The 11,962-nt window shown below is 41.9% G+C and carries 18 protein-coding genes, 1 tRNA gene and 1 pseudogene; 4 read left to right on the top strand and 16 right to left on the bottom strand.

Going from position 1 to position 11,962, the window contains the following annotated elements:
- Nucleotides 1–70: 70 nt before the first annotated feature.
- Together FDW88_RS08825 and FDW88_RS08820 are read right to left on the bottom strand one after the other, a co-directional pair.
- Nucleotides 71–637 carry a hypothetical protein gene (locus FDW88_RS08825; RefSeq protein ID WP_137362403.1) on the bottom strand — a complete coding sequence of 189 codons (567 nt, stop codon included), beginning with the start codon at nucleotides 635–637 and terminating at the stop codon, nucleotides 71–73.
- Between the two features lie 505 nt (nucleotides 638–1,142).
- A complete protein-coding gene (locus tag FDW88_RS08820) occupies nucleotides 1,143–1,475 on the bottom strand; it encodes a hypothetical protein (RefSeq protein WP_004199736.1) in 333 nt (110 codons plus the stop codon).
- An 884-nt stretch (nucleotides 1,476–2,359) separates the two neighbouring features.
- Here FDW88_RS08820 and FDW88_RS08815 point away from each other — a divergent pair.
- Together FDW88_RS08815 and FDW88_RS22790 are read left to right on the top strand one after the other, a co-directional pair.
- Nucleotides 2,360–3,094: a DNA-binding protein gene (locus tag FDW88_RS08815; protein WP_137362402.1), complete on the top strand. Its 735-nt coding sequence runs from the start codon at nucleotides 2,360–2,362 to the stop codon at nucleotides 3,092–3,094.
- 144 nt (nucleotides 3,095–3,238) lie between these two features.
- The gene (locus FDW88_RS22790; RefSeq protein WP_371414756.1) at nucleotides 3,239–3,316 is read left to right on the top strand and encodes a DUF4756 family protein; all 78 of its coding nucleotides are present in this window, start codon (nucleotides 3,239–3,241) and stop codon (nucleotides 3,314–3,316) included.
- Nucleotide 3,317: 1 nt separating this feature from the next.
- On the opposite strand, the pseudogene FDW88_RS08805 reads toward FDW88_RS22790, so the two are convergent.
- From FDW88_RS08805 to FDW88_RS08745, 13 genes and pseudogenes are all read right to left on the bottom strand, one after another.
- Nucleotides 3,318–3,569 (bottom strand): annotated as a pseudogene (locus FDW88_RS08805) (GrpB family protein); the annotation flags it as partial.
- Nucleotides 3,570–3,620: 51 nt separating this feature from the next.
- A complete protein-coding gene (locus FDW88_RS08800; RefSeq protein ID WP_137362401.1) occupies nucleotides 3,621–4,322 on the bottom strand; it encodes a helix-turn-helix transcriptional regulator in 702 nt (233 codons plus the stop codon).
- Between the two features lies 1 nt (nucleotide 4,323).
- Nucleotides 4,324–4,716: an amino acid-binding protein gene (locus tag FDW88_RS08795; RefSeq protein WP_137362400.1), complete on the bottom strand. Its 393-nt coding sequence runs from the start codon at nucleotides 4,714–4,716 to the stop codon at nucleotides 4,324–4,326.
- Complete coding sequence (locus FDW88_RS08790) at nucleotides 4,709–5,032, bottom strand: antibiotic biosynthesis monooxygenase (protein WP_137362399.1); 324 nt, start codon at nucleotides 5,030–5,032, stop codon at nucleotides 4,709–4,711. Before FDW88_RS08790 ends, FDW88_RS08795 begins: the two co-directional genes overlap by 8 nt.
- Nucleotides 5,033–5,077: 45 nt before the next feature.
- Nucleotides 5,078–5,377 (bottom strand): DNA-binding protein, encoded by a 300-nt coding sequence (locus tag FDW88_RS08785; protein ID WP_249354880.1) that lies wholly within the window; start codon nucleotides 5,375–5,377, stop codon nucleotides 5,078–5,080.
- 61 nt (nucleotides 5,378–5,438) lie between these two features.
- A complete protein-coding gene (locus FDW88_RS08780) occupies nucleotides 5,439–5,804 on the bottom strand; it encodes a hypothetical protein (RefSeq protein ID WP_137362398.1) in 366 nt (121 codons plus the stop codon).
- A gap of 54 nt (nucleotides 5,805–5,858) precedes the next feature.
- Complete coding sequence (locus tag FDW88_RS08775) at nucleotides 5,859–6,095, bottom strand: hypothetical protein (RefSeq protein ID WP_137362397.1); 237 nt, start codon at nucleotides 6,093–6,095, stop codon at nucleotides 5,859–5,861.
- Between the two features lie 50 nt (nucleotides 6,096–6,145).
- On the bottom strand, nucleotides 6,146–6,442 hold the full coding sequence (locus FDW88_RS08770) for a hypothetical protein (RefSeq protein ID WP_137362396.1): 297 nt from the start codon (nucleotides 6,440–6,442) through the stop codon (nucleotides 6,146–6,148).
- 85 nt (nucleotides 6,443–6,527) lie between these two features.
- Entirely contained in the window at nucleotides 6,528–6,845 is a 318-nt protein-coding gene (locus tag FDW88_RS08765; protein ID WP_137362395.1) for a hypothetical protein, read from the bottom strand.
- A gap of 19 nt (nucleotides 6,846–6,864) precedes the next feature.
- Entirely contained in the window at nucleotides 6,865–7,077 is a 213-nt protein-coding gene (locus FDW88_RS08760; protein WP_137362394.1) for an AlpA family transcriptional regulator, read from the bottom strand.
- 169 nt (nucleotides 7,078–7,246) lie between these two features.
- Nucleotides 7,247–8,092, bottom strand: a complete 846-nt coding sequence (locus FDW88_RS08755; RefSeq protein WP_137362393.1) for a DUF6387 family protein — start codon at nucleotides 8,090–8,092, stop codon at nucleotides 7,247–7,249.
- Between the two features lie 337 nt (nucleotides 8,093–8,429).
- Nucleotides 8,430–8,517, bottom strand: a tRNA-Ser gene (locus FDW88_RS08750).
- A 143-nt stretch (nucleotides 8,518–8,660) separates the two neighbouring features.
- Nucleotides 8,661–10,289, bottom strand: a complete 1,629-nt coding sequence (locus FDW88_RS08745; RefSeq protein WP_137362392.1) for an ABC transporter substrate-binding protein — start codon at nucleotides 10,287–10,289, stop codon at nucleotides 8,661–8,663.
- Nucleotides 10,290–10,560: 271 nt separating this feature from the next.
- Between FDW88_RS08745 and yccA the strand changes: the two genes are divergently transcribed.
- Both yccA and tusE read left to right on the top strand, forming a co-directional pair.
- A complete protein-coding gene (gene yccA / locus FDW88_RS08740; protein ID WP_096757630.1) occupies nucleotides 10,561–11,220 on the top strand; it encodes an FtsH protease modulator YccA in 660 nt (219 codons plus the stop codon).
- A gap of 88 nt (nucleotides 11,221–11,308) precedes the next feature.
- Nucleotides 11,309–11,638, top strand: a complete 330-nt coding sequence (gene tusE, locus FDW88_RS08735) for a sulfurtransferase TusE (protein WP_096757631.1) — start codon at nucleotides 11,309–11,311, stop codon at nucleotides 11,636–11,638.
- On the opposite strand, the gene yccX is transcribed toward tusE, so the two are convergent.
- A complete protein-coding gene (yccX, locus tag FDW88_RS08730; RefSeq protein ID WP_096757632.1) occupies nucleotides 11,635–11,916 on the bottom strand; it encodes an acylphosphatase in 282 nt (93 codons plus the stop codon). The two genes, tusE and yccX, sit on opposite strands and share 4 nt — an antisense overlap.
- Nucleotides 11,917–11,962: the final 46 nt, after the last annotated feature.

Here is an 11,962-nt window from a genome sequence, read left to right as displayed (position 1 = left end):
AACACACCGGTTTTTCGGGGGGATTACCCCTGCAGCGAGTAAAATTTTACGCATAAATGTTATCCCAGATTTATTTGTTGATAGTTCCGCTTCTCAGAACAACCAGACGAACTGGCATATCTGCGTTGTTGACGGTAGCGAACCCACGGACTTCGAAATTGTTTACCGTTCCGGTGACGCTGACTTTCTGGCCTTTCTTGTAAGTAAGAACGGCATCATCAATACCAGAGTAGTAGTCCAGCCAGACCATCCCGCCGCAGTAGCTCGTATCAGAGGTTTTAAATAAAAGGTAATAGTTAGGGGCTGATTTGGGCATTCCCGTCATCATATCGCTGGCACTTCTGCCCTTCGTAACTTCCAGAACAGTGGCATTGGTGATAGCGATCCTTTTGCCAGTCCATTTCTTTTCTGCTGCCATTGCATTTTCTTCATAGTCTTTACAAACAGCACCAAGACCAGAAACAGATGATACCGGGCCAAGACTTTGAGGGGTGGCAGTTCCCCCCAGCGCTTTACCTACTGAAGACAACGACGAGCTGATTGCTCCATTAACCTTATTCACACCTTCGTTGAGCTGTTGGCATCCTGTCAGTGCGGCAGCAGACAGAACCAGTGGCATCACTATCCGTAATTTCATATCTATCCCCAATGTGTGGAAACTTTATGTCAAAGACAGCCCTACCCATAGGTTGGTCTCTCTGGGCTGTAAAGAAGCATTAATCAATTGATAGGATTCAATTTATTTTTCTGTTCGTCATATCGTTTGTATCGATCGAATTCAAATCATTTGATAGATTAAAACTATCGTATATTTATAATCGATCGATATAGGCAATTGATACACCGATCAATTGACGCTTATTTGATAGTTAAAATCTATCAAATATAATTTATTGATCTTTTATACCGATAAATAAGTGGTGTAATGTGCACGAAGAGCCATGTCAGTAGCTGTTTGCACATGGATGGAGATAGAAAGGTATAGGTCGGAACAGGTGACACCCTGTCGACCATTACGCAGACAGGGATTGTTAGATCTCAGGTAACGTAGCTATCTTCAGATATAGTGTTGTAAAAACCTGTATGCAACGCATGTTTTAATATGCTGTTTCATATGGAATGGAAGCTACCATTCAGATTTTTCAATCATCTTCCAAAGCACTCACACCGCTTGCCGGGAAATTGGTTTTCATATTATTCGATATCTTCGGAACTAAGGACTCTATTGTTTCTTCGCTAACTTGGCTCAGTTCAGAAATCAATCTTCTGTATGTATTAATCATTCGTTCCTGATCACACTCATTTGCTGATTCGGATAAGAAGAAATAGTCATAATCTTTGACATGGATATTATCACCATTTTGCAAAGTGAGTTTTATTCCTTGTTCATTTTCTTCAACATCTTTAACAATACAAGTCATAAATGGTATTTTTTTATTTGTATGAAAGAGCGTAATAATCTTAATGTTGTTCATCCTTTATTTTCCTTCTTTTTTATTATTTAATACCATTTTAAATTGGTAAAAATCAAATTTAACTATTGTTAATAAACTATTTACCTGTTTTTTATTATTCTTTTGAAATGATATTGATCTTATGAGCTAAAGCTCATGTGCTGACGCACGGCTACGCCCTGACGCTGTAAAATATATTTAACGATTTGACAATGGTATTTGCTATGTTTGAGGGAAAACCTAAAATGATCAATTTTTGTTCTTTTAATCATAATAAGATATATATGATCCTATATTTCATAACAGTATTAGCACTAAAACATATAGCATTTGCTCTTAAACGCATAGGAAATCTATATTCATAGAAGCAGCACTTAGTGATTGTTCAAGACAATCACATTGCTGAAACAGGGTTCATCCCTGTTAATGATGGATTTATCCATAATGAATTACGGCGACAGCCGCCAATAAAATAAAGGTAAAACAATTGCAGTATTCCTGAAACATCAGCAGCGCTGCGTGATTGTACGAAACAATCACTTCGCTGAAAATACATCCCAAGAAAACCACATGTTTTTACGTAAAACTCTCTGCACATAAGATAAAAGGAAAACTAGACTCTCTTAACTTCTTACTAATTATTTAATTATAAGCACTGTCCCAGCCCAATAAAACCAAGGCTTCACACCTTTTTTTCCTATGTTTAAACATAGCGGATACCTATGTTTAAACATAGAACCGCCCTATGTTTAAACATAGCGAAATCTATGTTTAAACATAGTTTTTTTAACATATAACAACATCATAATAATAAAAGTTCTATTTTATTTATAGTTTAACTATTGACTTTCATTTTTCTGCATAGTATTAAAATAGGCATAATAAAAACTATAAGAGAGAATAATATGAATACTAATGACACTGAACTACTCCGCTTATTTGAAACATTAACCACTGAGCAAAAGATTGATATCGCAAAACACTTGCTGCAGAACAAAGATATAAAATCAACGACAGTCATTGCAACAGAAGAAGATAAAGCGATCTCATTTGCACAGCCTTATGTTTTTGCTTTTACTTCCAACTTTCGTGTTTTTTCTGATCTGGATATATCTAAGAATGAATTCCGCGTGTTGACTTATATCTTAGAACACATGGAGTTTGGAAACCTAATCAACCTCTCACAGTCATCACTCTGTAAAGCGTTGAATATCGCATCCGGTAATATGTCAAACATATTCAAAAAGCTGAAACAAAAAGGTATTCTTGTTGAACATCATGGACACCTGTATATCAACTCGAATATTTTTGCCAAGGGTATGAGTCATCAACTTGATGAGAAACGTAAAGAGCATTTGAGTAATGCTAAAAGCCTCCATGCTGATATTGAACAATATCCAGAGTATTATGCAGATCTTTCACAGAAAGAAAGACGAAACTTATCTTTGGAAACTGAAAATAAAGAGATCTACACAGATGCTTTTGTTTTTAGTAAAAAGAAAAAGAATAATGCTGTTCCTAATGCTAAAAACAGTATCCAGATCGATAAACCAAGAAAAATATATAAAAGAACAAAAGAAAATGAGGAAGCAAGAAAAGACGTGGCTGATATTGATAACTATTTAAAAGCTGCATCCTAAAACAGGACAATAATAAGTAATAAACATCCTTAATACTTTTATACTATGAAAGCAGAAATAAAATATTTACCCCCTCATTAATTTGACACCTTCTCTATATACCTTAACATATAAATATATCCACTATTTATTAACGAGGTATATATGAGAAAAGTACAATTAGACAACAGTGATTTATTAGCATATTTTAATACAGTTGAAGAACTCAAAAATCATCCATAAAAATACCATTCTCACCACGTACAGTATACCCCGCATCCTCCATTGCAGCGTTTAATTCGTCCAGTGCATTCAAATCAACGACCTCTAACAATATGTCGATGACGGGTTTTGCTGCCAATCCCGGTACCGCCGTACTGCCCACATGGTGAATCCGTGAAATAACCTGACCAAGCGTTATCTTTAATAGCACGCTTTCAGCTTCAAATAAACAGGGCTACAGTTCATCATAAGGAACAATCGTTAATTGCCGCATATTTATACATTCTCCTTTCCCTGCTATCTTACAGTTATCGCGTTATATCAATTATTTATACAGCCCGAATAATTTTTTAAATGCCAGCTTACCACTGTTGGTAATAGTTACTTCTCTAAACCCCGGTATTCTGGTTAACCATCCTTTTTGTTCACAATGCGCAAAAAAGACAGCACCGGCCTCACCACCAAGATGAAATCGCCGTTCACTCCAGTCAAGGCAGCCACAGCACGTTTTACGTCGTGTCTTTGGCTTGGACATGATACCTAATTCCCGGAACTGTTCTTGTCCTGATGGCGTCATTGACGAGCCATCTGACGTAACCCAACCTTCAGCAACCATGAAATCATAGATATGCACTGCGATCTCACCAGCTAAATGGTCATAACATGTCCGGGAAACACGTAATGAGGAAGGTGTGCTGATTTTAGCTGATGACGTTGAGCGCCATGATACGCCCATCAGATTTTCAATCAGCCCGGCAATGTCTGTTCCAGCCAGACGGTAATAACGATGACGTCCCTGCGAAAGGCAGGTAATCAGCCCCTCGCCAACCAACCGGGAAAGATGTGCACTGGCAGTTGACGCCGCGATATCAGCGACCGCCCCTAACTCTGTCGCTGTCCATGCTCGTCCATCCATCAAGGCGCAAAGCATTTTTATACGGGACGGATCGGACATGGCAGCAGCTAAGGCCGCCATTGAATGTTCCAGAGCATCACTGCTGTCTGTTGAATTGGCGTGTTTTAACATTTTACTCAGGCACAACAGCCCATTTCTCGGTTGCTTTGCTGGCAACCATATCATTATCAGTCACAAGGATCAGGTGGTTTGCATGGTCGCTATATTGGCACAGGATGTTAATTCCCTTCTCAGCCAGCGCTGCTGCTATCTCTCCTAACTCGCCGGGTCGCTCTTGCTTAAGTTTGCGGATCAGTGGCCTGCATACACTTTCAACCTGAAATCCTGCTTTTTCAAGCACAACTTTAGCCTCATCCCCCTTCTCAACAAGAAAATGTGCATGTGCTTTGTCTCCGACAGTAAATACGCCACCACCTTCAAGGCCAATACCATTTTGACCCAATACTGTCCCCAGTGCCGCCAGTTCGCCCGGCGCATTATTTAAAACAACATGGATGTCATACATCGGCCTGACCTCTTGTTTCTGATGAATAGTCTCTGAGCACATGGGCAATACGGATGCGATAAAAAGAGAAGATAGATTGACGCCCTTCAGCCTGAGCCGCCTTATGCAAAACGTTTTGTTTCCATAGCAATACTGCTTCTTCATCCCGCCACCAAGACAATGACAGTATGTTTCCCGCTGTTGTCAGACTTTGGAAACGCTCGATAGAAATAAAACCATCAATATCGGCTAATAGCGGTTTCAATTCAGCAGCGAGCTGGAGATAACGCTCTTGTTGTATGGGAATAACATCTGCTTCAAAAAGCACTGCGATCACATTCCTACCCTCTATGTATTAGACACGGGTATGATTGTACCGTTTTCAGCGCTGAACACTTCGATGGAGGGCGAAATATGGATGTCGTCGATAACACCTGTGGCAGTGATAAAGATCCTCCGGCGATACACGGTCACGCACCATTTTCTCAAGCAACTGTTGTAATCTCTTAGCCCTCAAATTTTGTGCTTTCTTCTCACCAATCTCCTGATAGTATTCTTCCCGACGCTCCGCAACAACTTTGCGGAACTTCTTCAAAAGCTGTTCCAGTGTTTTGATGTCGGTAGTAGCAGCTTCAGCTTGGATTTTTTTATACATATACATAACATGGAATTCATCAATCATATTGGTTATCTCCGTTTCATTACAGGATTATTTCCCTCTGCACGAGGGAATATTGCCATTTTCAATACTGATTCACAGTCATTTTTAACTTCCAGTAAATATGCTCATCTGCATCATCCGGTTTTATGTTTTTCAATACAAGCTCAATGACATGCTCTTTATGCCAGTATAAAATCGTTTCCTTTAACTCATCTATATTGATCTCAGATACATCTTTGCCTCGTCCTCTTTTAACATAATCTTCAACTTCACAGGTAATCAAAACATCATAAAGTATCTCTGATAACATTTCCCCTGTTAAAATATTCATGGCTGTTTCAGGCTGTTTTTCAGAGATGCTATAAATCGTTTCGCAATATCCCTGTAATACATTTGAGATAAGATTCACTACCATTTTATTACTTTCATTTAAAATAATCTCTTTCATACTGATTCCTTTTATTAAGTTAAATATTAGATAAATATCGAGAAGGTATTAATACTATTTATTAGATACTATCTTGATGATTACAGAACCATATTCCAGATCCATCTCATCATACAGTGTCTCATTTACATAACGATTTAAATCATCTAACAAGGTCTTATCATTCATGATTTCTTCGACAGAGCTACCTCTTAATGCGATAAATATATCCAAGCTTTCTTGGATAAGACTCATCACTTCAGGTTTTTTTTCACATAACATACTTACGATTACTGTCATATCATTCTTCATCTGTTTTTCCTTTTGTTTATAGTTGGCCCCTTCCGGGGCAAGATTAGTTCTTACTTTCTAAAGTTTTCTGAATACCCTACCAGCAGAGCTGCGACTTGTTCAAAGTTAACCTCATGAATATCACCGCAGTTTCCTTCTTGTGTGGTAAATCTCTCAAAGTTATTCTGAATATGGTCAATCACATAAATAATAAATGGACTCATAAAATCCGGATCATCCAGATAGTCATTGGCATCTCCATCACCATTCACTTCCATGAACAGATTCCAGCTTGCTGTAAACGATCTACAAGCAAGATCATAAAACAGTTCTGTTGATTTATTTTCAATAACAGTTTCTTTAGACATACTTATACCCTCATAATTAAATGCTTATTTTATTCATTTCGTTTTATATTAGCCCCTTGCGGGGCCGAATAGATGACGACAGCGATTATGTATGTAAAATATAGTGACTCATCACATGATGTATCTGCCTCAGGTTGACAAGCACTTCATCAAAATATACTTTTTTAATCGATGCTTTATATTTATATTTTTTCAAGAACTCATTAAAATCTTTCTTACCGTTCTCTATTATTGATTTTAAAACACCTTCCATATAACCATCGTCTTCAAGGTTATGATAGAATCTTTCCCCCATATACTCATGCATACATCGTAAATAGTAGTCATAGTCTTCGCCACTTTTCAGAACAAAGTATTTCGTATCATCATTACTAACATTTATTTCTATTTTTTGAACTTTCATTTTCGCTTCCTATTTTATGTTATTTATTATTTCTGCGTGAATCGGAAATAGTATTTTCAATCCATGCATCAATCTCACTGTCCACAAAGGCTACAGATCTTGCCCCTATGATTACCTTATCCGGGAATCGTCCTTCCTTGATAAGCTCATACATTGTGGTTCGACTAAATCCGACTCTTCTCAGAACTTCTGGAACACGGATTAATCTTTTACCTGCGATTTCATTTCTCATTTGTTTTTTCCTCTGTTGTTTCAACGAGGACAATAATAGCGAATTCGCTTATGGCGTTTTAGGGATGTTGGCAAAAGAGTTTTTCAAAAAAAATGGGGGTATGTGAACAGAAAAAAAATGGTTGAGGATGGATGTGATCACGTTCGCTCACGGCGAACGTAACCCTTTTTTACTTGTCTTCTTTCGTCTTCTTCTCGTCTTTGACGTGATCTACAATCTTTGTGTCTTTTAAGACATTGTTTTCCATCATGTAATCTTCAAACGATTTCAGATAGTTCTCGTCTGTCAGCAACGCCATTGCCAGCGGATAGTCAGTCACCTTAAGCATTCCCTCATCCCTATCCTTCTCGCTGTTCTCATGCAGAAGCGATGACATCAGTGAAAGTGAGATTTTGGTGTCATTATTATCTGCTCCCCAAAAAATGAGATCCATCATCGGGATGAGTCGATAGTCGATGATTTTTCTCAACGTGCTTTTGCCAAAACGATACTTCCGAACACCCGGATCGTTCATTTTTAGCTGTTTTTTCCATTGGGGTATGAGCACCTTCAGGTGTTCGATGATGTCTTCGGTTGAAGCCTCTTGCAGGAAGATATCGACGGTAATTGAGGACAGACTTTTGATCCCAGATTCCTTCAGATACTCCGACATGTATTCAGACTGACTTATCTGGGATGTTTCAGGATGTGTTCCAATCAGTGTTAAACTTTTCGCATATAATTGTGCGTTGCTCCGGGTTACGGGGACCACTGCATAGGTTCTGGCAAGCCCATGTCCCTGCGTGGATGTGTCGCCGCTAAACAAAATTTCTCCTCTTAGGATCTTATAGCGGTAATCATCCAATAAGAATCTGTTCAAAGGCGGTAACGTATCCCTTCTCAGCAACATCTTGTAGGCCAAGATACGCCGCTCAACCTCAACATAAAATTGCTGTAGGGTGAGTTTCTTTATCGCTTCATATCGTTCAACGTCAAACCATTCTTCCAATACTTTCCTGAGTTCGCTTCGTTTCATTGCTGTGCTGTCCATTTTACCATTTTTAGTTGTTTTAACTGACAGAACAATAGGTTGTCCAGTAATGGCGTAGTTCAGCTGAGCTTATTGCTGGTAGGTTCTTAAGATTGGTGTGAAATCATCCATCGATTACTAAATTTCCAGAGGCTTCCTGCTCTCGGATTACTGCTTTTAAAGGATTTAGTTGTATAGGAAGGGATGAAGACTGGATAAGTTTTTTGATGAAAAACAGGGATTTTAGATACAAAAAAAGCCCGTTTACACGGGCTTTTAATGCAATACTTTATGCAGTACAAAATCAGAACTAACAACTAAGCTATTGATTTTGTTAAGAAATTGGCGGAAGCGTAGAGATTCGAACTCTAGAACCCTTTCGGGTCGCCGGTTTTCAAGACCGGTGCCTTCAACCGCTCGGCCACGCTTCCAATGAGGCGCACTATAAACATCCCGAACGGACCTGTAAAGCACCAATGTGTTCGTTTGCCTGAAAAACAGTCAAAATGTTGTTAATCGACTGAAATAACAACAGATTGAACGTTTATTCAGCACAAATATGCTCTTCTGCCACTTAGTGTTTTTTGATGAACATATCTTTGGTGTAGTAATAGCCCCGGTTATCCGGCGCAAATCCCCCTACCCACGGCTTCACCAGATGTGCGCGAACATAGTGATAAATCGGAATGGCTGGCACGTCCTCAGCCAAAAGCGCTTCCGCCTGCTGATAATACTTGCCACGTTCTTCCACTGAACCTGCTTTCGCCGCATGACTCATCGCCTCATCATAGGCAGGGTTGCTGTACTGGGTCGTGTTCTCACTATCGCCGGTACGGAAAATATTCAGGAAGCTTGAAGCATCATCGTAATCAGCGATCCACGCATAGCGCACCACATCAAAATTACCGGTGTGCATGGTGTCCAGCATCGTTTTCCACTCCTGGTTTTGCAGCGTCACCTCGACACCCAAATTTTTCTTCCACATCGACGATGCCGCAATCGCAATCCGCTGATGCGTTTCGAAGGTGTTGTAGAGCAAATTTAATGAAAGCGGATGTTCAGGGCCAAAACCGGCTTCTGCCAGTAGTTTTTTCGCTTCCGCAATACGTTTATCCCGCGGCCACGACGCGTATTCTGGCGCGGATAACGTCACCCCGCCAATTTCAGGCTGGCTGATAACCCAGGCTTCCCGCTGCCCCTGCCCCATCACCTTTTGGGCAATGATGTCTTTATCCAGCGCCATATTCAGCGCCCGACGCACGCGCGAGTCGTTAAACGGCGCCCGGGTCGTATTAAACTGGTAGTAATAGGTTGATAACAACGGTGAGACGTGAAGCTCATTACCCATTGTTTTTTTCAACTGGGCAAACTGATTCACCGGCACGCTCAAAACAATATCGATTTCACCGGCCTTGTAGCGGTTAACATCTGCCGCTTCTGAGCTAATAGGCAGATAAGTGACTTTATCAATGACCGTGTGCGCGTTATCCCAGTAGTGCGTATTGCGCACCGCGACAATTCGCTCGTTCACCACCCACTGCGACAGTTCGTACGGCCCACTGCTGACAAAATGCTCTGGTCGGGTCCACTTGTCGCCATAACGGCCAATCAGTACCTTATCCAGCGGTACCAGTGACGGGTGCGCCAGCATAGCCAGAAACGCCGCCGTCGGTTGCGTCAGGGTAATTTCCAGCGTGGTATCATTCAGTGCTTTTACACCCAGCGTGGTGGGGTCTTTTTTCCCCTGTGCGATATCGACAGCGTTGGCCACATGCATGTTGCCAGGGTAAGAGGCATACGGTGAAGCTGTTTGCGGTGAAACCAGACGCTGCCAGCTCCAGACAACATCCTGTGCGGTAATGGCAGAGCCATCAGACCAGGTAATACCCGGTCGTAAATGAAAGGTCCAGATGGTGTTATCTTTATTCTCCCAGGATGCCGCCAGTCGAGGCTCGATAGCCCCATCCTGACTGACGGCAACCAGACCGTCGAACATATCGCTGATTAAAGTAAATTCAACGTTGCTTTCAACTTTATGCGGATCCAACGATGCAGGTTCACTCCCGTTATTTCTCACCAGTTCCTGTTTTTCGGCCAATGTTGTTCCTACAGGAACATTGGCAGCCCATACCGCACTGTTTATCGATATCAAACAGGCGGTCAACAGCGAAAACGTAAATACCTTCGATTTTTGTTGAGTCATTCCCTGCACCTTATTGTTCTGTTTTATGATGACACCGCAGTCACTCTTAAAGGGATGTAGGGGATAACGCAATATTTTTCAGTTACCTATCAGATATCGATCTGACATTTTCAAACATTAAGTGGTAACATCTGATTCAGGCACTTTTGCTGAAATAAAATGCTTAAGTCTGGCGGGTTAAAATGCGTAAAGATGGGTAAAACCGCTGTGTCATTACCCGCGATTTCATTATCCTCCGTCATTAATTACATCTGTCATAAGAGAGTGACTCATGGATCGTATTATTAGTTCATCGCGCGACCGTACATCGCTACTCAGCACGCATAAAGTGCTGCGTAATACCTATTTTCTGCTGAGCCTGACGCTGGCGTTTTCTGCCATCACCGCAACGGCTAGCACCGTGCTGATGCTGCCATCCCCGGGTCTTATCCTGACGCTGGTCGGTATGTATGGCCTGATGTTCCTGACCTATAAAACGGCAGATAAGCCGGTCGGTATTCTGTCAGCTTTCGCCTTCACCGGCTTCCTGGGCTACATTCTGGGACCGATGCTGAATGCCTACCTGTCTGCGGGCATGGGTGATGTCATCGGTATGGCGCTGGGCGGTACCGCGCTGGTCTTCTTCAGCTGTTCCGCCTACGTGCTGACCACCCGTAAAGACATGTCCTTCCTCGGCGGTATGCTGATGGCGGGTATCGTGGTGGTGCTGATTGGTATGGTTGCCAATATTTTCCTCCAGCTGCCGGCTCTGCATCTGGCTATCAGCGCGGTGTTTATTCTGATTTCTTCAGGCGCTATCCTGTTCGAAACCAGCAATATCATCCGTGGCGGTGAAACCAACTACATCCGTGCAACGGTCAGCCTGTATGTGTCGCTGTACAACATCTTCGTCAGCCTGCTGAGCATTCTGGGCTTCGCCAGCCGCGACTAAGTTGTCAACTCGCATTATCCAGCCCCGCTTATGCGGGGCTTTCTTTTTTGCTAAACTGCCGCCAGTTTGACTAACGTAGTGAAGGATTATGTTGATCTTTGAAGGTAGAGAAATCAGTACCGACAGCGAAGGCTATTTAAAAGACACTACCGAGTGGAGTGAGCCGCTGGCCGCTGCCATTGCCGAAAACGAAGGTATTACCCTGACGCCCGAGCATTGGGAAGTGGTGCGCTTTGTACGCGAGTTTTATCTGGAGTTTAATACGTCTCCGGCAATCCGCATGCTGGTAAAAGCGATGGCCAACAAGTTTGGCGAAGACAAAGGTAACAGCCGTTATCTTTACCGTCTGTTTCCGAAAGGTCCGGCTAAACAGGCAACCAAAATCGCGGGCCTGCCTAAACCGGTAAAATGTATTTAATAGCGGATACTAAATCCCTTTAAATCATCGCCAGGACGGTGGGGTTCGCTGAGAATTCTGTCTACCCTGGCGCTACGCGGGCCCCCAGCCTTTAACCACCTCATCAGTTGTTCCACCTGGTCGCTTTCGCCGCAGGCGACAATCTCTACGCTACCGTCATCCATGTTCTTTGCGTATCCGGTTAATCCCAACCGTTGTGCTTCATGCTGAGTGGTGTAGCGAAAACCCACGCCCTGTACCCGGCCGTGAACCCAGGCAATGATGCAGACTTTAGACATAGCGGTTCTCCTTATCATCGCGTTGCGCGTTGCAAATCCTCGAAAA

Source organism: Citrobacter sp. wls829, from assembly GCF_005280825.1.
Taxonomy (GTDB): Bacteria; Pseudomonadota; Gammaproteobacteria; order Enterobacterales; family Enterobacteriaceae; genus Citrobacter; species Citrobacter gillenii.
This window is presented reverse-complemented; position numbering and strand designations above follow the sequence as displayed.